At 61.2% G+C, this 23,923-nt stretch carries 25 protein-coding genes; all 25 read left to right on the top strand.

The features are described 5' to 3' along the window. On the top strand, nucleotides 1-589 hold a 589-nt coding region (locus tag VQ071_RS19655; RefSeq protein WP_340515866.1), incomplete at its 5' end, for a transposase. A 362-nt stretch (nucleotides 590-951) separates the two neighbouring features. Continuing rightward, the gene (gene ylxM / locus VQ071_RS19650) at nucleotides 952-1,314 is read left to right on the top strand and encodes a YlxM family DNA-binding protein (RefSeq protein WP_340515865.1); all 363 of its coding nucleotides are present in this window, start codon (nucleotides 952-954) and stop codon (nucleotides 1,312-1,314) included. Between the two features lie 70 nt (nucleotides 1,315-1,384). Beyond that, nucleotides 1,385-2,770 carry a signal recognition particle protein gene (gene ffh / locus VQ071_RS19645; RefSeq protein ID WP_340515864.1) on the top strand — a complete coding sequence of 462 codons (1,386 nt, stop codon included), beginning with the start codon at nucleotides 1,385-1,387 and terminating at the stop codon, nucleotides 2,768-2,770. A gap of 37 nt (nucleotides 2,771-2,807) precedes the next feature. Then, complete coding sequence (gene rpsP, locus VQ071_RS19640) at nucleotides 2,808-3,080, top strand: 30S ribosomal protein S16 (RefSeq protein WP_090117412.1); 273 nt, start codon at nucleotides 2,808-2,810, stop codon at nucleotides 3,078-3,080. A 28-nt stretch (nucleotides 3,081-3,108) separates the two neighbouring features. Further along, complete coding sequence (locus VQ071_RS19635) at nucleotides 3,109-3,342, top strand: KH domain-containing protein (RefSeq protein WP_340515863.1); 234 nt, start codon at nucleotides 3,109-3,111, stop codon at nucleotides 3,340-3,342. Nucleotides 3,343-3,465: 123 nt separating this feature from the next. Further along, a complete protein-coding gene (gene rimM, locus VQ071_RS19630; RefSeq protein ID WP_340515862.1) occupies nucleotides 3,466-3,990 on the top strand; it encodes a ribosome maturation factor RimM in 525 nt (174 codons plus the stop codon). A 2-nt stretch (nucleotides 3,991-3,992) separates the two neighbouring features. Then, entirely contained in the window at nucleotides 3,993-4,916 is a 924-nt protein-coding gene (gene trmD, locus VQ071_RS19625; protein ID WP_340515861.1) for a tRNA (guanosine(37)-N1)-methyltransferase TrmD, read from the top strand. A 245-nt stretch (nucleotides 4,917-5,161) separates the two neighbouring features. After that, nucleotides 5,162-5,503, top strand: coding sequence for a 50S ribosomal protein L19 (gene rplS / locus VQ071_RS19620; RefSeq protein WP_340515860.1), 342 nt, complete (start codon nucleotides 5,162-5,164; stop codon nucleotides 5,501-5,503). 213 nt (nucleotides 5,504-5,716) lie between these two features. Next, on the top strand, nucleotides 5,717-6,355 hold the full coding sequence (gene lepB / locus VQ071_RS19615) for a signal peptidase I (protein WP_445293316.1): 639 nt from the start codon (nucleotides 5,717-5,719) through the stop codon (nucleotides 6,353-6,355). 91 nt (nucleotides 6,356-6,446) lie between these two features. Then, the gene (gene ylqF, locus VQ071_RS19610) at nucleotides 6,447-7,316 is read left to right on the top strand and encodes a ribosome biogenesis GTPase YlqF (RefSeq protein ID WP_340515858.1); all 870 of its coding nucleotides are present in this window, start codon (nucleotides 6,447-6,449) and stop codon (nucleotides 7,314-7,316) included. A gap of 194 nt (nucleotides 7,317-7,510) precedes the next feature. Beyond that, nucleotides 7,511-8,152 (top strand): ribonuclease HII, encoded by a 642-nt coding sequence (locus VQ071_RS19605; RefSeq protein ID WP_340515857.1) that lies wholly within the window; start codon nucleotides 7,511-7,513, stop codon nucleotides 8,150-8,152. Nucleotides 8,153-8,247: 95 nt separating this feature from the next. Then, entirely contained in the window at nucleotides 8,248-10,140 is a 1,893-nt protein-coding gene (locus tag VQ071_RS19600; RefSeq protein ID WP_340515856.1) for a hypothetical protein, read from the top strand. A gap of 33 nt (nucleotides 10,141-10,173) precedes the next feature. Beyond that, nucleotides 10,174-10,545: an EscU/YscU/HrcU family type III secretion system export apparatus switch protein gene (locus VQ071_RS19595; protein ID WP_340515855.1), complete on the top strand. Its 372-nt coding sequence runs from the start codon at nucleotides 10,174-10,176 to the stop codon at nucleotides 10,543-10,545. Continuing rightward, nucleotides 10,542-10,937, top strand: a complete 396-nt coding sequence (locus VQ071_RS19590) for a YraN family protein (RefSeq protein WP_340515854.1) — start codon at nucleotides 10,542-10,544, stop codon at nucleotides 10,935-10,937. The genes VQ071_RS19595 and VQ071_RS19590 overlap by 4 nt, the downstream gene beginning before the upstream one ends. A 132-nt stretch (nucleotides 10,938-11,069) precedes the next feature. Continuing rightward, a complete protein-coding gene (locus VQ071_RS19585; protein WP_340515853.1) occupies nucleotides 11,070-12,635 on the top strand; it encodes a YifB family Mg chelatase-like AAA ATPase in 1,566 nt (521 codons plus the stop codon). Between the two features lie 249 nt (nucleotides 12,636-12,884). Further along, entirely contained in the window at nucleotides 12,885-14,045 is a 1,161-nt protein-coding gene (gene sucC / locus VQ071_RS19580) for an ADP-forming succinate--CoA ligase subunit beta (protein ID WP_340515852.1), read from the top strand. Nucleotides 14,046-14,072: 27 nt separating this feature from the next. Continuing rightward, on the top strand, nucleotides 14,073-14,999 hold the full coding sequence (sucD, locus tag VQ071_RS19575) for a succinate--CoA ligase subunit alpha (RefSeq protein WP_340515851.1): 927 nt from the start codon (nucleotides 14,073-14,075) through the stop codon (nucleotides 14,997-14,999). Between the two features lie 134 nt (nucleotides 15,000-15,133). After that, nucleotides 15,134-16,228, top strand: a complete 1,095-nt coding sequence (gene dprA, locus VQ071_RS19570; protein ID WP_340515850.1) for a DNA-processing protein DprA — start codon at nucleotides 15,134-15,136, stop codon at nucleotides 16,226-16,228. Between the two features lie 76 nt (nucleotides 16,229-16,304). Then, nucleotides 16,305-18,401 (top strand): type I DNA topoisomerase, encoded by a 2,097-nt coding sequence (topA, locus tag VQ071_RS19565; RefSeq protein ID WP_340515848.1) that lies wholly within the window; start codon nucleotides 16,305-16,307, stop codon nucleotides 18,399-18,401. A gap of 86 nt (nucleotides 18,402-18,487) precedes the next feature. Beyond that, nucleotides 18,488-19,816: an FADH(2)-oxidizing methylenetetrahydrofolate--tRNA-(uracil(54)-C(5))-methyltransferase TrmFO gene (trmFO, locus tag VQ071_RS19560; RefSeq protein WP_340515846.1), complete on the top strand. Its 1,329-nt coding sequence runs from the start codon at nucleotides 18,488-18,490 to the stop codon at nucleotides 19,814-19,816. Between the two features lie 182 nt (nucleotides 19,817-19,998). Further along, on the top strand, nucleotides 19,999-20,541 hold the full coding sequence (gene hslV, locus VQ071_RS19555; protein ID WP_340515845.1) for an ATP-dependent protease subunit HslV: 543 nt from the start codon (nucleotides 19,999-20,001) through the stop codon (nucleotides 20,539-20,541). A 22-nt stretch (nucleotides 20,542-20,563) separates the two neighbouring features. Continuing rightward, a complete protein-coding gene (hslU, locus tag VQ071_RS19550; RefSeq protein ID WP_340515843.1) occupies nucleotides 20,564-21,958 on the top strand; it encodes an ATP-dependent protease ATPase subunit HslU in 1,395 nt (464 codons plus the stop codon). Between the two features lie 32 nt (nucleotides 21,959-21,990). After that, on the top strand, nucleotides 21,991-22,758 hold the full coding sequence (codY, locus tag VQ071_RS19545) for a GTP-sensing pleiotropic transcriptional regulator CodY (RefSeq protein ID WP_340515842.1): 768 nt from the start codon (nucleotides 21,991-21,993) through the stop codon (nucleotides 22,756-22,758). A 240-nt stretch (nucleotides 22,759-22,998) separates the two neighbouring features. After that, nucleotides 22,999-23,406, top strand: a complete 408-nt coding sequence (flgB, locus tag VQ071_RS19540; RefSeq protein WP_340515841.1) for a flagellar basal body rod protein FlgB — start codon at nucleotides 22,999-23,001, stop codon at nucleotides 23,404-23,406. Between the two features lie 54 nt (nucleotides 23,407-23,460). Beyond that, nucleotides 23,461-23,907, top strand: coding sequence for a flagellar basal body rod protein FlgC (gene flgC, locus VQ071_RS19535; RefSeq protein WP_340515840.1), 447 nt, complete (start codon nucleotides 23,461-23,463; stop codon nucleotides 23,905-23,907). Nucleotides 23,908-23,923: the final 16 nt, after the last annotated feature.

Genomic DNA, 23,923 nt, shown 5'->3' with positions numbered 1-23,923 from the left:
CCACAACCTGTTTTCCAAAACTTCCTTACAGGTCCTACGCCATCGGTTAAACGGCGGCTCCATCACAGTTGAAATAATCCGCGAAACAGCCGGCTCTTCACACGGGAAAGCTTGGGCGCAGGCCAAGGTGGAGCGAATACAAGCGTTACCGCCTTTAAGTCAGTCAAGTAAAGCGCAGCAAACGGCGCTGCTGTGTATGGTGGAGACGATACTCGCACAGCAAGAACAGCTTCGCCAACTGGAGGAAGCCATCGAGGAGACGGCACTGACGATCCCGGAAGTAGAGCTACTGAAGACCATTCCCGGCGTAGGAGATAAGCTCGCGGCTGCCATCGTGGCGGAGATCGGGGATGCGGCTCAATTTGGGGCGCCCAAGCAGCTCGTCGCCTATGCGGGTCTAGATCCAGGTGTGCATAGCTCGGGGAAGTTCACCGCCAGCCGCAACCGCATTTCGAAGAGGGGCTCCAAACGCTTACGAAAAGCGCTCTATGTTGCCGTGACGTGTGGACTTAGAAATGGCGTGAATGAGCGGCTTAGAGCTTATTACGACAAGAAAAGAAAAGAAAAGAGGGCAAGCCCTATAAGGTAGCCGTGATCGCTTGCGCCAACAAGCTTTTGCATCACGTATATGCCATCCTCGTAAAAGGCGAGCCCTACAAAGCCTAAATACCATATTCACCCAGAAGCATCCGTACCACCGGAGGGCTTCTTTGTCTTACTCAAAAACAGTATAGCAATAACGCTGTCGCAATCCAACCCCAGAGGGTTGACAAACATTAGCTGGTTTGCAGGTTTTTTCGTTCGCTTTTTCGCCCCATCCGATAGAGTGCGCAATTTAAATTTTATTGCTGTTAAGGTTCCCACCTTGACAACGTCCGGTCAAAAAGCTTATGATGTTTTTCGGGTGCGGCGTGTCAAGTCGTTTCCCTTGACAGCATAGGAGTGATCGTGATGCAGGGAGACAGCGCACTCGCGAAGACGACCCGGATGAACATGCTGTTCGACTTTTACGGGCCGCTGCTGACCGACAAGCAGCAGACGTTCCTGAAGTTTTATTACCACGACGACTACTCGCTCGGCGAGATCGCGGCGGACTTCGAGATCAGCCGGCAGGCGGTCTACGAGCATCTGAAGCGGGCGGAGCAGGCGCTCGAGGGCTACGAGGACAAGCTCGGACTGATGGCGCGGCATATCCGGCTGCACGGCTGGCTGGACACGCTCGACCGGCAGATCGACGGACTCCCGCAGCCGCATCGCGAAGCGCTGGCCAGGACGGCGGCGAATCTGCGAGGCTCCGAAGAGGGCGAGCTTTGAACAGTAACGGGACAAATGATATGATTGAACGAATAGATGCAAGATTATCGAAGAAGGGAGGGACCGGCTAATGGCATTCGAAGGATTGACGACAAGACTGCAAAATGTATTCGGCAAGCTGCGGGGCAAGGGCAAGCTGTCCGAGGACGACGTCAATGAGGCGATGCGCGAGGTCCGGCTGGCGCTGCTCGAGGCCGACGTCAACTTCAAGGTCGTCAAGGACTTCATCGCCAAGGTGAAGGAGAAGGCGGTCGGCCTTGAAGTGACCAAGAGCTTCACGCCCGGCATGGTCGTGGTCGATATCGTCCACAAGGAATTGATCGAGCTGATGGGCGGCACCCAGTCCAAGCTGGCGAAGGCGAATCGCCCGCCGACGGTCGTCCTGATGGCCGGCCTGCAGGGCGCGGGCAAGACGACGCTCGTCGGCAAGCTCGCCAAGCTGCTGCAGTCGCAGAACCACAAGCCGCTGCTCGTCGCCGGCGACATCTACCGTCCGGCCGCGATCAAGCAGCTCGAGGTGCTCGGCGGGCAGATCGACGTGCCGGTGTTCTCCCTGGGCGACCAGGTGAGCCCGGTCGAGATCGCCCGGCAGGGCGTGGCGCGCGCCAAGGAAGAGGGCCGCGACTACGTGCTCATCGATACGGCTGGCCGTCTGCAGATCGACGAAGCGCTGATGGAAGAGATCAAGCAGATTCACGAGGCCGTCAAGCCGGACGAGGTGCTGCTGGTCGTCGACGCGATGACGGGCCAAGAAGCCGTCAATGTCGCGAAGGCGTTCCACGAGCAGCTCGCGCTGACCGGCGTCGTGCTGACCAAGCTCGACGGCGATACCCGCGGCGGCGCCGCGCTGTCGGTCAAAGCGGTGACGGGCTGCCCGATCAAGTTCGCCTCCACGGGCGAGAAGATCGATCAGCTCGAGGCGTTCCACCCTGATCGGATGGCATCGCGGATTCTGGGCATGGGCGACATGCTGTCGCTCATCGAGAAGGCGCAGACGAACATCGACGAGGAGAAGGCCAAGGAGCTCGAGCGCAAGATGCGCACGGCCGAGTTCACCTTCGACGACTTCCTCGAGCAGATGGAGCAGGTCCGCAAGATGGGGCCGCTCGACCAGCTGCTCGATATGATGCCCGGCATGAACAAGCTGAAGGCCAATCCGAACTTCAAGATCGACGAGAAGCAGATATCGCGCACCGAGGCGATCGCCAAGTCGATGACGAAGGCGGAGAAGCAGAAGCCTGACATGATCAACTACAGCAGGCGCAAGCGGATCGCGGCCGGCAGCGGCACGACCGTGGCCGACGTGAACCGGCTGCTCAAGCAGTTCGAGGACATGAAGAAGATGATGAAGCAATTCTCCGGCATGATGGGCCCGAAGGGACCCAAGGGCGGGATGAAGGGCCTCAAGAATCTGCTCGGCGGCAAAGGCGGCAAGGGCATGAAGTTTCCTTTTTAAATGAAACGAGATCTCGTTAAGGAGGTGAAAGTTTACAATGGCAACTCGCATTCGTCTTAAGCGTATGGGCGCTCACAAAGCCCCTTTCTACCGCGTGGTCGTAGCTGATTCCCGCTCCCCGCGCGACGGTCGCTTCATCGAGGAGATCGGCATCTACAATCCGGTCGCTCAACCGGCTGAAGTGAAGATCGATGAGGAGAAGGCACTGAAGTGGCTGCAATCCGGCGCGCAAGCGTCCGATACGGTCCGCAATCTCCTGAGCAAGGCAGGCGTTCTGAAGAAGTTCCACGAATCCAAGCTCTCGAAGTAATACGTCGGAGTCCCGGAGGCTGACAGCCATGGAACAACTCATACGGGTTATTGCACGGGCATTGGTGGATCATCCGGAAGACGTACAAATTCAGGTCAAGGAAGACGCGCGTGGCCTGGTGTACGAGCTTACCGTTCATCCCGGCGATGTCGGCAAGGTCATCGGCAAGCAGGGGCGGATCGCGAAGGCGCTGCGCACGGTCGTCTCGTCCGCCGCGGTCAAGAGCCACAGACGCGTCATCGTGGACATCGTGTCCGAATAGCATGCAGCCGAAGTCCGGAACGCGTACGCGCGCTCCGGACTTTTTGTCCTGTAGCGCATACGCATGCCGCCGGGACTCGCGGGGGACGGATCGGGATATTCTATCGAAAAAGGGGGCGTTCCCTTGTCAGATCAACAATTGCTCAACGTCGGCAAAATCGTCAACACGCACGGCGTGCGCGGAGAGATCAAGGTGTGGCCGCAGACGGACTTTCCGGACGTTCGGTTCAGAGCGGGCAGCCGGCTGCTGCTCGTGAATCCCGAAGCGGGCGGGCAGCCCGTCGAAGTCGAAGTCGTCGGCGCCCGCGAGCAGAAAAACATGTTTGTCGTCCGCATCAAGGGCTGGGACGATATCAACCAGGTCGAGAAATACAAAGGCTGGGAGCTGAAAGTCGAAGCGGAAAACCGCGTGGAGCTCGAAGCGGACGAGTATTACTTGAGCGATATCGTCGGGTGCGAGGTCGTGACCGAAGAGGGCGAGACGCTCGGCCATATCAAGGAGATTCTGTCTCCCGGCGCGAACGACGTCTGGGTCGTGAAGCGTCCCAAGGGCTCAGACTTGCTGCTGCCGTTCATCGACGAGGTCGTCAAGGAAGTCGACGTGGCCGCCCGCAAGGTCAAGGTTCATCTCATGGAAGGGCTGCTCTAGCGATGAGAGTGGACGTATTGACGCTGTTTCCGGAAATGTTCGCAGGCGTGTTCGGCAGCAGCATTCTCGGCAAGGCGCGCGATCGCGGACTCGTCGAGCTGAACACGGTCAATTTCCGGGATTATTCGAACAACAAGCACAATACCGTCGACGATACGCCCTACGGTGGCGGCGGCGGCATGGTGCTCAAGCCCGATCCGATCTTCGCGGCCGTGGAGGCGGTGACGGGGAAGACATGGCTGGCGGATGAACCTGACGCCGCGCGGGCCGCAGCGCAGGCCGCGTCCGGGCAGCCGGCTGACGGCTTCGCAGCCGACGCATGCACAGCCGACGCATGCACAGCCGATACCCCTGCGGCCGCTGCCGAGGCTGCCGACGGCTCAGCCCCCGACCCTTCTTCAGCGGATATCTCTGTTACCCCGCGGCCCCGCGTCATCCTCATGTGTCCGCAGGGCGAGACGTTTACGCAGGCCAAGGCGCAGGAGCTGTCCCGCGAGGAACATCTGATTTTTATATGCGGCCATTACGAGGGCTACGACGAGCGGATTCGCAGTCATCTGGTGACGGACGAGCTGTCGATCGGGGATTATGTCCTGACGGGCGGGGAGCTGCCCGCGATGACCGTCATCGACGCGGTGGTGCGCCTGCTGCCCGGTGTGCTCGGCAACGAGAGCTCTGCGGTCACCGATTCGTTCAGCGACGGCCTGCTCGAATATCCGCATTATACCCGTCCCGTGAACTTCAGAGGGCTCCAGGTGCCGGACGTACTGCTGTCGGGGCATCATGCGGAGATCGACAAGTGGCGCAGGCAGCAGTCGCTGCTGCGGACGTGGACGCGGCGCCCCGAGCTGCTGGAGCGGGCTGCCCTGACGGACAAGGAAAAGCAATGGCTGAACGAAACGACGCAAAGAGAACAGCGTTTTTGACGCTGTCAATGCGCGCCGTCCGCCGGTCGGTCCGTCCGACTCTTTCGATTCGCCGCTTTTTTGCACTTGATTGCAGCGGGCGTTTGTGATAGAATTTCAAATGTTGTGTATGTCGATGCCTCTGTTCGGCTTTAGGCCGTCGGAGTCCGGCATGATTAATCGGGCGGTCCTCTGCTCGCTAAGATCCGGGTACTAATATCCGGGGAGCGGCAAGAACGTCTATGGCGGAAGGAGGGCATACCCCTATGAGTCTGATTCTTGAGATTACCCAAGAGCAACTGCGCAAGGACATCCCGGCATTTCGTCCTGGCGACACGTTGAAGGTTCACGTTAAAGTCGTCGAGGGTTCCCGCGAGCGGGTTCAACTTTTCGAAGGCGTCGTGATCAAGCGTCGCGGCGGCGGGATCAGCGAGACCTTCACGGTTCGCAAGATTTCCTACGGCGTCGGCGTCGAGCGTACTTTCCCGGTTCATTCGCCTCGCCTCGATAAGATCGAAGTGGCGCGCCGCGGCAAGGTTCGCCGTGCGAAGCTCTACTACCTGCGCAACCTGCGCGGTAAGGCAGCCCGCATCAAGGAAATTCGATAATGAAAAAGCAAGGGGGCTTGGCATTCGTTCAAGCCCTCTTTTGCGTTCTTTGCGCATAAGCATGCATGCCCTGCGAGGGGAATACTTAGCAATAGTCAGAAAAGAGGCGAGCTAATGGATCAACCTGACAATCGGAACGACAAGGAGCTATCGGATACGGGGCTGGGCATATCTTCCGTACCCGGCTCGCCTTCCGGGCAGACGGCCCAGGATATGACCCCCGCGGAGCCCGGTTCGACTGTGCCGTCTCAGACCGGGCCTGGCGCGAAGAACTCCAAGGCCGGCAAGGAAGTGTTCGAGTGGGTCAAGGCGCTGGCGATCGCGGGCGTACTCGTCATTCTGATCCGCTGGCTGCTGTTCAACCCGTTTATCGTCGACGGCGAATCGATGCAGCCCAACTTCTGGAACGGCGAACGCATCATCGTGAACAAAGCCGTGTACGACATCCGCAAGCCGAAGGCGGGAGAGGTCATCGTCTTCCATGTGCCGGACGAGCATCGGGACTACATCAAGCGGGTCATCGCCGTCGGCGGAGACACCGTGAAGGTGCAGGGCGACGACGTGTACGTCAACGGTACCAAGATTGAAGAGCCCTATCTCAAGGATACGTATGAAGAGATGCACGGAGTAGGCCAGCTGTACAACGAACAAAAGTGGAGCAGCGACTTCCCGAACGAGACGTACCCGGACGGCAAGGTGCCAAGCGGCATGCTGTACGTTATGGGCGACAACCGTCCGAACAGCAAAGACAGCCGCATGATCGGCTATGTGCCGATCGATCGGGTCGTCGGCCGGGCGGAGCTCGTCTTCTGGCCGCTCGACAAGATCAAATACATCGGCCGCGGCTATTGAGCCGACCGAAGCGCCCTGCGTCATTGACGACGGCGGCGACAGCCGGAGGGCCGGCGCTGGCCGAAGCGATAACACAAGGAGGCCGTTTCATTTGACCATCCAGTGGTTCCCCGGTCATATGACCCGGGCCAAAAGGCAGATCGAAGAAAAGCTCAAACTGATCGACGTCGTGTTCGAACTGCTGGACGCGCGCGTCCCCGAAGCGAGCCGCAATCCGATGATCGACGAGATCGTCGGGAGCAAGCCCAGGCTGATCCTGCTCAACAAGGCGGATCTGGCGGATCCCGCCGCGAACGATGCCTGGCTGGCGCATTATCAGGCGCTCGGGCATAGCGCGCTTCTGATCGACGCGAACACCGGCACCGGCGTCAGGGAGATCGCGGTTCGCGTCCAGACGCTGCTCAAGGAAAAGATCGATCGGCAGATCGCCAAGGGGCTGAAGCCGCGGCCGGCTCGTGCGCTCATCGTCGGTATTCCGAACGTAGGGAAATCGACGCTGATCAACAAGCTGGCGGGGCGCAGCGCGGCCGTGACGGGCGACAGGCCGGGCGTCACCAAGGGACAGCAGTGGATCCGCACCAGCGGCGGACTGGAGCTGCTGGATACGCCGGGCATCCTGTGGCCCAAGTTCGAAGACGCGGATGTCGGCTTCAGACTGGCGGCGACGGGTGCGATCAAGGAAGAAGTGCTGCACGTGGACGAGGTCGGCTGCACGCTGATCCGTTATCTCGCGGACGAATACCGGGACACGCTGGTCGAGCGCTACGGTCTCGCCGAGCTGCCGGCAGCCATCCCGGATACGGCGGCGGCGGCCGAGGTGCTGGCGGATATCGGCCGCCGCCGGGGCTGCCTCGGCAGCGGCGGCCATGTCGACTACGACAAAGCCGCGGGCGTCCTGCTCCGCGACCTGCGCTCCGCCAAGCTGGGCCGAATCTCGCTCGAATTGCCGCCGCATACTTGATACTGGGCTCGCCGGAATATGCCGGCGGGCCTTGTTTTTATGACCTGCAAAAGACCTGTTGTACGGGGATGTGCGACAGTCGGCAATGCCGGCGCCCGCGCGGGCAGAGAAAAACAGTTGCCGGTTCGTCCGACTTGTCGGACAATAGATGCATTGAAGGAACGAAGACAGCGTATTGAAGGCGGTAGATAAGCTTGAAAAAGGCAGAACAACTCGAAATCGACAGATTGAGCTATGAACGCGCGCTGTGGGCGGAAGGCGTCAACGCGGTCGCAGGCGTGGACGAAGTGGGGAGAGGCTGTCTGTTCGGCGACGTCGTCGCAGCGGCCGTCATTTTGCCTGCGGGTCTGGTGCTCGACGGGATCAACGATTCCAAGCAGTTGAGCGAGAAGAAACGGGACGAACTGTATGACGTCATTGTTGCGAATGCGGTTGCCTGGTCCGTCGGGCGCGTCGACGCGGAGACGATCGACCGCGTCAATATCAGGCAGGCTTCCCGGCTGGCGATGAAGCTGGCGGTCGAAGGGCTCGGCACGGCGCCGGATCATCTGCTCATCGACGCGGAGACGGTCGATCTGCGGCTGCCGCAGACGAAGATCGTCAAGGGCGACATGCTCAGCCAATCGATCGGCGCGGCGTCGATCGTCGCCAAGGTCACGCGCGACCGGCTGTGCGCGGACATATGGGATATCAACTATTCGGGCTACGGCATCAAGGATCACAAAGGCTATGCGACCAAGGTACACCGCGAGGCGCTGCTGGCGCTCGGGCCTACGCCGCTTCATCGCAGATCGTTTCTGTCCCGCTATGCGACGGAGCAGCAGACATTGTTTTAATGTGACGGGAGCAATCGGCCGATAGCATACATAGAGAGACAAATTCCGGGTGGGCCGATGGGGCAGGCAAGCGCCTGCCTGGAGGAGGTGCGCGGGTGGATATGAATATCGGCTCGCTGATGCGGGCGCTCATCAGAGACAGCCAGCCGTCCGACGTGAAGGCGCTCGAGCTGCGCGTCGGGCAGATCGTGCGCGGCGTGCTGGTGGAGATGCTGGACGGCCAGGAAGGCTTGATTAACATAAATGGCGTTCCCGTCAGGGCCAGGCTTGAGGCGGAGCTGCGCATCGGGCAGGGCACGCTGCTGCAGGTGCAGGCGGAGTCCGCGTCGGGACTGGTGTCACTGAAGCCGCTGGGCGATGCCGCCGCCGCGGCCTCGCTCGACGAGGCGCTGCTGCGCGACGGCGCGAAGGCGTTCGGACTGCCCGAGCAGGCCTGGAGCCGGGAGCTGCTGCGCGGTCTCGCACGCGACGGCTATCCGGTCTCGCGCGAGACCGCCGACTGGTTCAAGGCTGCCGCGGCGGCGATGCCGCAGGGCGCGGACGTCCGGGAATGGATGGACGCGGCCGGCGTCGCGTTCAGGCGGGGGCTGCAGCCGACGGAGACGACTGTCGCCTCCTTGCGGGAGGCGCTGTACGGCCGTCCGCTGCACGAGCAGCTGTCGTCGCTTGCGAGCCTTGTCGGAGAGACGGCCGCGGATGCGTCCGCGGCGCCCGGACTGTCGGCCGCGGCTAAGCGGACGGAGCGGCTCTTGGGCGAGATCGTCGGGCTGATCGGCGCGGCGGCCGGCGAAGACATGGCGACGGACGGTCAGCTCGTGCGCGAGTCTGGGGGGCGTGCGGCAGGGGCGCAGACTGCGGCGCAGAACGCCGCAACCCAAGGTCAGGAGCAGGCGGAGGAGGCGCCGGCTGCCGGTGCGGGCCGGATGCCGGGACCGGGCGGCGGCCAGGGCTCGGTCGTGCCGGGGCCGGCGGGCGGACCGGGGGCCGGGCAATCGGGCTCAGCCGCAGCCGCGAGTGCGCCAGGGACGCGCCCAGGGGCGCCGGGCGGACAGGCGGCCCGCGGCGCCGAAGCCGGGATGGCGCCAGCCGGAGCAGATGCTGCGGGGCGGCTTGGCCGGGAGACGGCTGCAGCGGCCGGTGGCGAGCCGCGCGCAGGGGCGTCTGCCGATCTCCAGGCCCGCGCCCGCAGCGAGAGCGAGAGCGGGCAAGCGCCGGACAGCGGGACGCGCCCCGAGCATGCGGCGCAGCGCGGCGAGCATGCGGGCACGGCGAGAGCCGGCAGAGCCGCGGACGAACCGTGGCTCGGCAAGCTGCTGACGGCGCTCGGCGCCGGACATGAGCGGGCGGCGGCGCAGAGCGGGATCTGGTCCGATCCGCAGCAGGGAGGCGCAGGAGAGGCGCCCGGACAGGCTGCGGATGCGGGGCGGCAGCAAGCGGACACGCTCAAGGCTGCGCTGCTCGGATTGTCCAGGATGGAGGATGCGCCGCCGGCGCTCCGCGAGGCTGCGCAGACGCTCGTTCAGCAGATTACCGGCCAGCAGCTTCTTCTGTCCGCCGAGCGGCAGAACACCGCGATGATGAGCCATATGACCCTTTTTATCCCGATGAAAAACAAAGACGGAGAGACGACTGCCAAAGTCCATGTCGAAGCGCGCAGAAGCCGAAAGGGCGAGTGGGACGCGGACAACTGCAGGCTGCTGTTCGATCTTGAGCTGCAGCATATGGGGCATACGGTCGTGGACGTCCAGGTCGTGGACAGATCGGTGTCGCTGCGGCTGCTGAACGATCGGCCCGAGGTCGCCGAATGGATCGAAGGCGCGAGAGCGGAGGCGGCGAGCGGTCTGCAGTCAGCCGGCTACAGGCTGATGTCGCTGACGGCCGCTCCGTATCCCGAGCGATCGCAGGGCGATTCGGCCGGCAGCGGGGGTACGAAGGCGGCGGGCGCCTACGCGGCCAGACCGTACAAAGGTATCGACTATAAGGCATAGCGATTCATCATGGACCGCGGGGAGGCGGAGCGCATGCGACATTCGGAAGAGGCCGGCCGGCGGGCTTCGCTCCCGGACGGAAGGGGCGGCGGAGAGGGCCGGGAAGCTGACGGCCAGCGGTATATCCCGCGCAAGGCGGTGGCGCTCAAGTATAATCCGCAGACGCGGTCGGCGCCCGTCGTCGTAGCCAAAGGCAAGGGCGTCGTCGCCGAAGGGATATTGAAGCGCGCTGCGGAGAACGGCGTGCCTGTTCAAGAGGATGCGTCCTTGGTCGAGGTGCTGTCCAAGCTGGATCTGGAGCAGGAGATTCCGCCCGAGCTGTACCAGCTCGTCGCCGAAGTGCTGAGCTTCGTCTATCGCTCGGACAAGCGCGCGGCGGCCAGAGGCGGAGGCGAGCGATCATGAGCGAAGCGGACAAGCGCGAGCGGCGCAAGCCCGACATGCGCAGACAGCGCGGGCTGGCGGCCGAATCCGAGGCGGCGGCATATTTGAGCCGGATCGGCTATGTCGTCTCCGAGCGCAATTGGCGCTGCCGGAGCGGAGAGCTGGACCTGATCGCCGCGGACGGCGATACGATCGTCATCGTGGAGGTTCGCTCGCGCACGGCCGGCGGCCGCTTCGGCACGGCCGTGGAGGCGGTCACGCCGCGCAAGCAGGCCCAGGTCCGGGCGACCGCGCAGGTTTATTTGAGATTCGCAGGCAAGGAAGGCATGCGAACCCGGTTCGACGTCGTCGCGGTGACTTTCGACAGGTCGGGCGGGCTGGAGGCGCTTCGGCATTTGCAGGGCGCTTTTTAAGAACATGAACAATCCTGTTGACAGGCAGCGGCTCGTTCGACTAGACTATTGTTATAAAATAACGACGGAAATGCAGGGAAGCACCTTGCTCCGGCGACGATTACACGTTGCGGAGGGAAGGTGCTTTTTTGCATGTACACGAAGCTGTTAAGCGCTACGGTGTCCGGCGTCGAGGGCAGGCTGATCGAGGTTGAGGTCGACATATCGCCCGGATTGCCCCAGGTGAACGTGGTCGGGCTGCCGGATCCGGCCGTCCGCGAATCGATCGACCGCGCGCGGGCCGCGATCCACAACGGCGGGATGAAGTTTCCACTGGACCGCATCACGGTCAACCTGGCGCCGGCCGATATGCGCAAGGAAGGGAGCGCCTTCGATCTGGCGATCGCGGCGGGCATCCTGTGCGCGAGCGGCCAGTTCCGGCCGGACGCGCTCGCGGGGGCGCTCATAATCGGCGAGCTCTCGCTGAGCGGCGAAGTCAAGCCGGTGCCAGGCGTGCTGGCGATGGCGGAGATGGCGAGGCGCTCTGGCCTTCGGCGGGTGTATGTGCCGGCGGCGAGCTGGAGCGAAGCCGCCCTAATCGAAGGCATCGAGGTCATCGCCGTGCGCTCGCTGTCCGACTGGACCCGCGGAGTTGCGGCGCTTCCCGAGGTTGATGGAACCGGCCTGTCTGAGGAGGGGCGGACCGCCGGCGGCGAGCCGCGCTCCGCGCTCGATCTTGGCGATGTCGCAGGCCAGCTGCAGGGCAAGCGGGCGCTGCTGATCGCGGCGGCAGGCATGCATAATCTGGTGTTTATCGGCCCTCCGGGCACGGGCAAGACGATGCTGTGCCGCAGGCTGCCGTCGCTGCTGCCGCGGCTCGAAGACGATGAAGCGCTGGAAGTGACCAAGATTTACAGCGTGAGCGGCAAGCTCGCGGGCCAGCGAAGCGGTCTGATTCGGGAGCGGCCCTTTCGCGCGCCCCATCACACGATATCGATCTCGGGCTTGGTCGGAGGCGGTCAGTTGCCGAGGCCCGGCGAGGTGACGCTGGCGCATAGAGGCGTTTTGTTTCTGGACGAGCTGCCCGAATTCGGACGCGGCGCGCTTGAATCGCTTCGACAGCCGCTCGAGGATCGCCATGTGACGATCGGGCGGGTGCGGGGCGTGGCGCGTTTTCCGGCGAGCTTCATGCTGGCGGCCGCGATGAATCCTTGCGCCTGCGGCTTCTGGGGCGGCGACGATCGCGAGCAAGGCTGTACCTGCTCGGCAAGCTCGCTCGCGCGGTACCGCTCCCGGATGTCCGGTCCGCTCGCCGACAGGATCGATCTCCAGGTCGAGCTGCCGAGACAGGCGATCAGCTTCAGCGATGCGCCTGGGATGACGTCGGCCCAGGCCAGAGAGCTGCTTGGCGTCGCATACGACAGGCAGAGCCGCCGCTATGCGGACAGCGGCATCCGCTGGAACAGCGAGCTGTCGGGACGCATGCTGGCGGCGCATGTGAGATTGACGTCGGATGCCGAAGCGCTGCTCGCCGGCATGTACAGCAGACTCGGCCTGAGCTACAGGGCGCATGACCGCATCCTGAAGCTCTCCCGCACGATTGCCGATCTGGACGACTGCGACGGAATTGCCCTCGAGCATGTCGCCGAAGCCGTTCAGTACCGCGCGCTCGACCGCCAGCTGCCGACGATGTCCGCGGAGGCGGCTGCCCGATCATGAGGCGGGGCGCGAGTCCTTTCGACCGTCATCGAATCCATGAATGCGACCGTGCCGCATTGGGCTATTCTAATGAAGGAATGTGCCGTCCGTTCTCTTATTTAGATGAAATCGTTGCCAAAGTCATCTAAAAGTTTGATGAAAAACAGAGGAACGGCCAAGCGAAAAGTGATACAATGGGTAAGGTTTGGTGCTTGCAAGAAGCGCCTACAGGGTTGTTATGATGCGTTTTAAACGGGAGGATGCTAGGCCATGAATATTCATGAGTATCAAGGCAAGGAAGTCTTGAGACAGTACGGCGTCGCCGTACCTCGCGGCAAGGTCGCGTTCACGGTCGAAGAGGCGGTCAAGGCTGCCGAAGAACTCGGTACTGGCGTTTCGGTCGTCAAAGCTCAGATTCATGCAGGCGGACGCGGCAAGGCCGGCGGCGTCAAGGTAGCGAAGAGTCTGGACGAGGTTCGCCAGTATGCCTCCGAGATTCTCGGCAAGGTGCTCGTCACGCACCAGACCGGTCCGGAAGGCAAGGAAGTCAAGCGTCTGCTGATCGAAGAAGGCTGCGACATCAAGAAGGAATATTATGTCGGCCTGGTCGTCGATCGGGGCACGGGACGCGTCGTCCTGATGGCATCCGAAGAAGGCGGCACGGAGATCGAAGAGGTCGCCGCGCATTCTCCGGAGAAGATTATTAAGGAAGTCGTCGATCCGGCAATCGGCCTGCAGACGTTCCAGGCTCGCCGTATCGCTTACGCGATCAATATTCCGAACGAGCTTGTGAACAAAGCCGCCAAGTTCATGCTGTCGCTGTATCAGGCGTTCGTGGACAAGGACTGCTCCATCGCGGAGATCAATCCGCTTGTCGTAACGGGCGGCGGTGACGTTATGGCGCTCGACGCCAAGCTGAACTTCGATTCCAACGCGCTGTTCCGCCACAAGGACATCGTGGAGCTGCGCGACCTCGACGAAGAGGACGACAAGGAAATTCAGGCTTCCAAGTACGATCTGTCCTATATCGCGCTTGACGGCAACATCGGCTGCATGGTCAACGGCGCAGGCCTTGCCATGGCAACGATGGACATCATCAAGTACTTCGGCGGAGAGCCGGCCAACTTCCTCGACGTCGGCGGCGGCGCCACGAAGGAAAAGGTAACCGAAGCGTTCAAGATCATCTTGTCCGACGCGAACGTGAAGGGCATCTTTGTCAATATTTTCGGCGGCATCATGAAGTGCGACATCATCGCCGAAGGCGTAGTGGCCGCAGCTCGCGAGCTCGGCCTGGACAAGCCGCTCGTCGTGCGTCTCGAAGGGACGAACGTCAAGCTCGGCAAAGAAATCTTGAACAATTCGGGCCTCAACATCGTGGCCGCGGATTCGATGTCGGACGGCGCTCAAAAGATCGTAGCGCTGGTGAAATAATCAGGGAGAACCGGGGAGTGTGAAGTCATGAGCATCTTGATCGATAAAAATACGAAGGTCATTACCCAAGGCATCACGGGAGCGACTGGCGCATTCCACGCCAAGGGCGCGCTCGAGTACGGCACGCAGATGGTCGGCGGCGTCACGCCGGGCAAGGGCGGCCAAACGATCGATTTTGATCTGGAGAACGGCACGAAGGTCACGCTTCCGATCTTCAATACGGTCCGCGAAGCCGTCGCCAACACCGGCGCTACCGCGTCCGTCATCTATGTCGCACCTCCGTTCGCTGCAGACTCGATCATCGAGGCGGTCGACGCCGAGCTGGATCTCGTCATCTGCATCACCGAAGGCATCCCGGTGCTTGACATGGTTAAGGTCAAGCGCTATATGGAGGGCAAGAAGACCCGTCTGATCGGTCCGAACTGCCCGGGCGTCATCACGCCCGATGAGATCAAGATCGGCATCATGCCGGGTTATATCCACAAAAAGGGCCACGTCGGCGTCGTATCCCGTTCGGGTACGCTGACCTATGAGGCCGTACACCAGCTGACGACGCGCGGCATCGGGCAATCGTCCGCGGTCGGCATCGGCGGCGACCCGGTCAAGGGCTCGGAGTTCATCGATATTTTGCACCTGTTCAATGAAGATCCGGATACGTACGCGGTCATCATGATCGGCGAGATCGGCGGCACGGCCGAGGAAGAAGCGGCAGAGTGGGTCAAGGCGAACATGACCAAGCCTGTCGTCGGCTTCATCGGCGGCGCGACGGCTCCGGCCGGCAAGCGCATGGGACACGCCGGCGCCATCATCTCGGGCGGCAAGGGTACTGCGGCCGAGAAGATCAAGGTGCTGGAGGAATGCGGCATCCGTGTCGCGCCGACGCCGTCCGACATGGGCGCCACCCTGGTCTCGGTTCTGGAAGAGCGCGGCCTGCTCGAGAAGTGCAAGGGCTAAGCCGCAACTTGTGAGCGAATGAGCGGCTTGAATTAAAAGGAAAGTCATAACATACGGCAGGCAAGCAGCCTTCCGCCTTCCTTCGGGAATGTGGAGGGCTGTTTGCATTTGCCGCGCTGCGGAAGGAGCGGGGAATGTTGCTGGAGCAAATGCGGGACGCGTTGGCGGCGCTCCATGAGACGGAGGGCGTAGGCTGGGAGACGATCAAAGCGATTATGGCCCAGGACGGGCTGAAGGAAGCGGACAAGCGGAGGCCGGCGGACTGGCGGGCGCTGGGGATGTCGGCGCGTCGCGCCGAAGCGATCGCCCGAAGCCTCGAGCCGTCGCAGATGGCCAGGCGGCGCGCCAGATGGGCGAGAAGCGGCCTGAACGTCGTGACGGCGCTGGACCCGGAATATCCGGAGCGGCTGCGGCAGATTTTCAAGCCGCCGTGGGTGTTTTATTGCATCGGACGGCTGGCGCTGCTCGCCAAGCCGCAGATTGCGGTCGTCGGCACGCGTCAAGCGACAGCGTACGGCAAACGGGCGGCGGAGGACCTGTCCGCGTCCTTCAGTCATGCCGGCCTCACCGTCACGAGCGGGATGGCCAAGGGCATCGACGCGGCGGCTCATACGGGAGCGCTGCGGGGGCGTGGGAGCACGATCGCCGTGCTGGGGTCGCCCGCGGATGTCGTCTATCCGCCCGAGAACAGAGCGCTCTACAGGAGAATCGCGGAGGACGGCCTGATCCTGTCCTTGACGCCGCCCGACGTGCCGATACATCCGGGGATGTTCCCCATGCGCAACCGGATCATAGCGGGGCTGTCGCTCGGCGTAGTTGTCGTAGAAGCCGCTGCGCGGAGCGGCGCCTTGCTCACCGCGATCGAAGCGACCAAAGAAAACCGCGATGTCTATGCCGTGCCCGGTCCGATCAGCTCGCCTCGCAGCCGCGGCGCGCTCGAGCTGATCAGGGACGGGGCAACGCAGGTGCTCGATGCGGAGGACGTCATCAAGCACTACCGCCATTATTTGGACGGCGTATTGATCCCCGGGATGCCTTCGTGGAACGAACCGCAGCTAAGCGCAGACGAGGCTAAAATCTATCGTTTGCTTGAAGAGGGGCCGGCCTCTGCGGAGGAATTGTGCCACCGCAGCGGGTTGACGTTTGGACTTTTACACGCGGTTCTGATATCTTTACAAATAAAGCAACGAATACACCAGCAGCCCGGTTCCGTATATATAGCCCTGTGAGCCGCGCCCGTCGTTTCCTCAACCGGACGACAGGCAGAGCCCCGGGCCCGTTGACCGTAGGAGAGGAGGTTTTGACGTGGCGGATTCCCTTGTCATCGTAGAATCCCCGGCCAAAGCCAAGACGATCGGCAAATATTTAGGCAGCAAGTACATCGTCAAGGCGTCCATGGGGCATATCCGCGATTTGCCGAAGAGTCAGATCGGCGTCGAAGTAGAGAACGATTTTCAACCCAAGTATATAACGATCAGAGGAAAAGGCAGCGTACTGAAGGAATTGAAGGATGCAAGCAAGCGGGTGAAGCGCGTCTATCTCGCGGCCGACCCCGACCGCGAAGGCGAAGCGATCGCATGGCATCTGGCGCACTATCTGGAACTGAACGAGCAGGATTCCTGCCGTGTCGTATTCAACGAGATTACGAAGCAGGCCGTCAAGGACGCGTTCAAGACGCCGCGCCCGATCAATATGGACCTGGTCAATGCGCAGCAGGCGCGTCGCGTGCTCGACCGTCTGGTCGGCTACAAGATCAGCCCGCTGCTGTGGAAAAAAGTGAAGAAGGGCTTAAGCGCCGGCCGCGTCCAGTCGGTCGCCGTCAAGCTCATCATGGACCGGGAAAATGAAATCAAGATGTTCGAGCCGGTCGAGTATTGGAGCATCACCGCCCATCTGAAGCAGGGCGCGTCCGCCTTCGAGGCGAAGTTCCATTCGCTCTCCGGCGACAAGAGCGAGCTGCACACCGAGGACGACGTGAACAAGGTGCTCGCCAAGGTCGGCTCGCAGCCGTTCACGGTCGGAGAGATCAAGGAAAAGGAGCGGCTGCGCAATCCGTCGCCGCCGTTCATCACAAGCTCGATGCAGCAGGAAGCGGCCCGCAAGCTTAACTTCCGCGCGTCGAAGACGATGCAGGTCGCGCAGCAGCTGTACGAGGGCGTCGATCTCGGCGCGGAGGGCACGGTCGGTCTGATCACGTATATGCGTACGGATTCGACCCGCATCTCTCCCGTCGCCCAGGAAGAAGCGAAGAGCTTTATCGAGGAAAAATACGGAGCGAGCTTCTATCCGGAGACGCCGCGCGTTTATCTGAAGAAAAACGCCAATGCCCAGGATGCGCACGAAGCGATTCGTCCGACTTCCGTCCTGCGGACGCCCGAAGAGGTCAAGTCGTATTTGTCCAGGGACCAGCTGCGGCTGTACAAGCTCGTATGGGAGCGTTTCGTGGCGAGTCAGATGGCTTCCGCCGTGCTCGACACGATGACGGTCGATCTGATGAGCGGCGAAGCGACGTTCCGGGCGAACGGCTCCAAGCTCAAGTTCGCCGGGTTCATGAAGGTGTACGTAGAAGGAAGCGACGACGAAGCCGCGGACGAGGAGCGGCTCCTGCCGGCGCTCAAGACGGGCGACAAGGTCGTGACCGAGTCGATCGAGCCGAAGCAGCACTTCACGCAGCCGCCGCCGAGATATACCGAGGCGAGGCTCGTGCGCTCGCTCGAGGAACTAGGCATCGGACGTCCGAGTACGTATGCGCCGACGCTCGAGACGATCCAGAAGCGCAACTACGTCGCGATCGAAGAAAAGAAGTTTTTCCCGACGGAGCTCGGCGAGCTGGTCATCCAGCTCATGGAGGAGTTTTTCCCCGAGATTCTGGACGTGGAGTTCACCGCACATATGGAAGGCGATCTCGACCAGGTCGAGGACGGCAAGGAAAATTGGGTCGGTGTCATCGGCGACTTCTACAAGTCGTTCGAGAAGCGGCTTGAAGTCGCGGAAGAAGAAATGAAGGAAATCGAGATCAAAGACGAGCCTTCGGACGAAATCTGCGAAAAATGCGGCAGTCCGATGGTATACAAGATGGGCCGCTTCGGCAAGTTCCTGGCTTGCTCCGGATTCCCGGAATGCCGCAACACGAAGCCGATCGTGAAGGCCACGGGCGTCACCTGCCCGAAATGCAAGGCGGGCCAGGTCGTAGAGCGGCGCAGCAAAAAGGGACGTATGTTCTACGGCTGCGACCGTTATCCCGAGTGCGACTTCGTCTCGTGGGACAAACCGGTGCCCAAGCCTTGTCCGGAATGCGGCGGCATGATGGTGGAGAAGCGCGTGCGCGGACAGACCGAATGGCACTGTACGGCCTGCTCCCATCAGGAAGAAGCCGCCGAGCTTGAAGAAGCGCTCGATTGACTCGTAGCACCCGGCACCCGTCGGCAGTCCAGTCTGCCGGCGGTGCGGGCGCTTCCATGCTTTATGCGATGCAGGAGGTAACTATAGTGAGTACATATCCAGCCGTGACAGTCGTCGGGGCGGGGCTTGCCGGCAGCGAAGCAGCCTGGCAGATCGCCTCGCAGGGGGTGCCGGTCAAGCTGTACGAGATGCGGCCCGTACGCCGGACGCCCGCCCATCATACCGATCGCTTTGCAGAGCTCGTCTGCAGCAACAGTCTGCGGGCCAACGGTCTGACGAACGCCGTGGGCGTGCTTAAGGAAGAAATGCGGCTCTTGAGCTCTCTTATTCTATCAGCCGCCGATCGCCACGCCGTGCCGGCGGGCGGCGCGCTTGCCGTCGACAGGGACGGCTTCTCCGGCGAGGTGACGAGCCGTCTGCGCGAGCATCCGCTCATCACCGTCGTGAACGAGGAGCTGGCCGGCATTCCGCAGGACGGCATCGTCGTCATCGCGACCGGCCCGTTAACCTCGCCGGAGCTGTCCGACCGGATCAAGGAACTGTTCGGCGAAGAGTATTTTTACTTCTACGACGCGGCGGCTCCGATCGTCGAGAAGGACTCGATCGACATGGACAAAGTATTCCTCGCATCGCGCTACGACAAAGGCGAAGCCGCCTATTTGAACTGCCCGATGACCGAGGAGCAATTCGACGTATTCTATGAAGCGCTGACGACGGCAGAAACGGCGGAGATCAAAGACTTCGAGAAAGAAATGTACTTCGAAGGCTGCATGCCGATCGAAGTGATGGCCGGCCGCGGCAAGCAGACGGTGCTGTTCGGCCCGATGAAGCCGGTCGGCCTCGTCGATCCGCGCACCGGCAAGCTGCCGCATGCGGTCATCCAGCTGCGGCAGGACAACGCTGCCGGCACGCTGTTTAACCTCGTCGGATTTCAGACGCATCTGAAGTGGGGTGAGCAGAAGCGCGTATTTTCGCTCATCCCCGGACTCGAGAACGCAGAGTTCGTTCGCTATGGCGTCATGCATCGCAATACGTTTATCAACTCGCCGAAGCTGCTTCGCTCCACCTATCAGTTCCGCGGCAGGGACACTTTGTTTTTTGCCGGGCAGATGACAGGCGTCGAAGGCTATGTGGAGTCGGCCGCCTCCGGTCTGATCGCCGGTCTGAATGCAGGCAGGCTCGCGCGCGGGCTTGAGCCCGTCTCCCTGCCGGCGCATACGACACTGGGCAGCATGGCGCATTATATTACGACAGCGGATTTCCGACACTTCCAGCCGATGAACGCCAACTTCGGGCTGTTCCCGCCGCTCGGCCGCAAGGTGAAAAGCAAGAAAGAAAAAAACGAGGCGATTGCGGAACGCGCGCTCGAAGCCATTCGGGCATTCTCGGGCGAGCTGCAGTTCGCGGGCTCATGATTCGCGAGCATAAGAGGCAGCGGCAGCGGTTTCAGCGCTGACCGCTGTTTCGTCGCTGTCGGCGATCGCGCACATTCGCGCACGGACAGCAGCGTCCGCAGCGCCGATTCACAACCAGATGCACATGTCGATGCTCAACTCGATGCAGGACACGGCGTATTCATTTTAAAGGAGGAGATGGGATGAACGCTTCGTTCCACGCGACAACCATATGCGCGGTCCGGCACAACGGCAAAGGCGCCATCGCGGGCGACGGCCAGGTGACGTTCGGCAACAGCATGGTGATGAAGGCTTCTGCCAAAAAAGTAAGACGGCTGTATCGCGGCCAAGTGCTCGCAGGCTTCGCGGGCTCGGTCGCGGATGCGATCACGCTGTTCGAGAAGTTCGAAGGCAAACTGGAGGAGCATCATGGCAACCTGCAGCGGGCCGCGGTCGAGCTGGCCAAGGATTGGCGCTCCGACCGTGTGCTGCGCCGGCTTGAGGCGATGCTGCTCGTCGTCGACGCAGCCGGAATGCTGCTGCTCTCCGGCAACGGAGAAGTGATCGAGCCGGACGACGGCATACTCGCGATCGGATCGGGAGGCAGCTTCGCGCTGTCCGCCGCCCGGGCGCTCAAGCGGCACGCTCCGCAGCTGTCCGCTGCGGAGATCGCGCGCAATTCGCTGCAGATCGCATCGGAGATCTGCGTGTTCACGAATGACAATCTGGTCGTCGAAGAGATATGAATTCGGTACAGGAGGGATCGCGATGAACGATCAATTGACCCCGAGGCAGATCGTATCGGAGCTTGACAAGTACATCGTCGGACAAAAACCGGCGAAGCGTTCGGTCGCCGTCGCCCTGCGCAACCGCTACCGCAGAAGCAGGCTGCCCGACGAGCTCAGAGACGAGGTCGTACCCAAAAATATATTGATGATCGGACCGACCGGCGTCGGCAAGACGGAGATCGCCAGAAGGCTGGCCAAGCTCGTCCACGCGCCGTTCATCAAGCTGGAGGCGACCAAGTTCACCGAGGTCGGCTATGTCGGCCGCGACGTCGAGTCGATGATTCGGGACCTGGTGGAGACTTCGATCCGCATGGTGAAGGAAGAGCGTACCGAGAAGGTCAAGGACAAAGCCGTGCGCGCCGCGAACGAGCGCCTGGCCGCCTTGCTCGCGCCGTCGCAGGCCAAGTCCAAGCCGCAGCGCAACCCGCTGGAGATGCTGTTCGGCGGGGGCGCCTCCGCGCAGCAGGAAGAGCCCGAGCCGGTTGATCCGGAGCTGTCGGGCCGCCGTGCCGACATTCTGGCGAAGCTGGAGGCCGGCAAGCTGGAGGGCGAGATCGTCGAGGTCGAAGTCGAGGATCAGACGCCTTCCATGATGGATATGTTCTCCGTGCCGGGCCAGGAGCAGATGGGCCAGAACATGCAGGAGATGCTGAGCCAGTTCATGCCCAAAAAGCGCAAGAAGCGCAAGCTCCCGGTTCGCGACGCGCGCAAGGTGCTCGTGCAGGAGGAGGCCGGCAAGCTGATCGATATGGACGAAGTCGTCGCGGAGTCGGTGCGCCGCGCGGAGCAGTCCGGCATCATTTTCCTCGACGAGATCGACAAAATCGCGAGCACGGGGCGGGGGCAAGGACCCGAGGTGTCGCGCGAAGGCGTGCAGCGGGATATTTTGCCGATCGTCGAAGGCTCGACGGTCGTCACCAAGTACGGACCGGTGAAGACGGACTATATATTGTTTATCGCGGCAGGGGCGTTCCACGTCTCCAAGCCGTCCGATCTGATCCCCGAGCTGCAGGGGCGCTTCCCGATTCGGGTCGAACTCAGCAGCCTGTCCGACGAGGACTTCGTACGTATCCTGACCGAGCCGGAGAATGCGCTGACCAAGCAGTATGCGGCGCTTCTGCGGACCGAAGGCATCGAGATCGAATTCACGCGTGAAGCGATCGGCGAGCTGGCGGCGATGGCGCAGGATGTCAACCGCAATACGGAAAACATCGGCGCCCGGAGACTGCATACGCTGCTCGAGAAGCTGCTCGAGGATCTCTCGTTCGAAGCGCCGGAGCTGCAGCTCGAACGGCTTGATATTACGCCCGAGTATGTGAGGGAGAAGCTCGGTTCGATCGCCAGCAACAGGGATTTGAGTCAATATATTTTGTAGACGTTGCTAAGGTCAGGCAGGAGGAAGCAGTCATGACGCTTTTGGAGAAGACCCGCACGTTAAACGCCGTGCTTCAAAAGGCTGCCGGCAAATCGCTCAGCTTTCGCGAGATGGCGGACGGTTTGCGGGACACGCTGACGGGAAGCGTATTCGTCGTCAGCAGGCGGGGCAAGATTTTGGGGGCTGCCGTTCCGGCCCATTTTCAGGATTGGATGTTGAAGCAGGAAGGGCAGGACGGACTGCGTTTTCCTGCGGATACGAATGATCGCCTGCTCAAGATCGCGGAGACGGCGGTCGATGTGGAAGTTGGGACATTGCTTGCGCCGGTCGATGCGGCATTCGCCGGAAGTTGTGTGACAATTGTTCCAATTATTGGAGGGGGCGACCGATTAGGGACTATAGTCCTTGCCCGTGAAAGCGGCGCATTCGGCGACGACAACTTGATCTTGGCGGAGTACGGTTCGACGATCATCGGGATGGAGATTCTGAGAGAACGTGCCGAAGAGGCCGAGCTTGAGACCCGCAGCAGGACTGTCGTCAGCATCGCAGTCAGTTCGCTGTCGTTCAGCGAGCTTGAGGCAGTCGATCAGATTTTTGAGGAACTTGAAGGAAAGGAAGGCCTTCTCGTCGCTTCGAAGGTCGCCGACCGAGCCGGCATCACCCGCTCCGTCATCGTCAATGCGCTTCGCAAACTTGAGAGCGCCGGCGTCATCGAGACGCGTTCGCTGGGCATGAAAGGCACCTATATTCGGATCATGAATGCGAAGCTGCTGCCGGAGCTTGCCGCACGCCGCGCCTGAATCCGTCATATTCCATACAAAAAGGCCCCGATCTTCGCGTTCGAAGATTAGGGCTTTTTTCTTATTGTCATGTGGGCCCCACTAATAGATGATATCTTTAGAAAATTTTAATCTCCTATATATCGACGATTTTCAATCAGAAGTGAATAGATTGTCGAAAAAAAGAGGATTTTTAAAATTAAAGCAGAATTTAATAACGTAGAGTATTAATAATTTTTTATAAACAAGGGGGGTATAGACATGGATTTGCTGAGCGGTGTCAGCTATCAGCGTCTCGAAGGCGCGCTGCATGCAGCTTCGGCCAGGCAAGCCGTCCTGCAGAACAACGTCGCCAATGTCGATACGCCTAATTTTAAACGATCGGACGTTCAATTCGAACAGCTGCTCGAGCAAGCGATGAGCGGCGATGGGCAATCGGCCCTGATCGGCAGGAGAACAGACGCTAGACATATCGCAATCGGCGCGTCAGGCCCGGTTCCGGAGGCCCGGATTCGGACGGATCGTTCGACGGCATTCAACAATAGCGGCAATAACGTGGATATCGACAGCGAGATGTCGAAGCTGGCTGAGAACCAGCTGCGATACAATCTATATATCCAGCAGATCAATCACGACGTGAAGATGGTTCGGATCGGGCTGGGCAAGTAACATCAAGCTGCCTCGTGCTATGCCCTATCACGCTACAAGAGGGAGGGACAATTAATGATTCTGGGGAGCTTCGACATTAGTGCTTCCGCTCTGACAGCTCAAAGACTTCGCATGGACGTCATATCGTCCAACATCGCGAACGCGGAGACGACCCGCGCCTCCTATGTAAACGGAAAGTTTGTGCCGTATCGCCGCAAGATGGTAGAGATCGCGCCGGTGGACACGACTTTTAAAAATATGTTGAACGACAAGCTTGACGCTACGGGCGCTCAAGGGGTAAAGGTGACGAGCATCACGGACGACGAGACGCCATTCAAACAAGTGTACAATCCGACACATCCCGACGCGGACGCCAACGGGATGGTCAGCATGCCGAACGTGGACGTGCTCAAAGAAATGGTCGATATGATCTCGGCCACCCGGTCTTACGAAGCGAGCGTGACGGCGCTTAATGCCAGCAAATCTATGTTCAGCAAAACTTTGGAGATCGGGCGCGCTTGATTTAATGTTATTGGCG

This window comes from Cohnella sp. 56 (assembly GCF_037963805.1).
In the GTDB taxonomy this organism is placed as follows: Bacteria; Bacillota; Bacilli; order Paenibacillales; family Paenibacillaceae; genus Cohnella.
The sequence above is the reverse complement of the archived record's forward strand: the minus strand, read 5'-3'. Positions and strand labels throughout refer to the sequence as shown.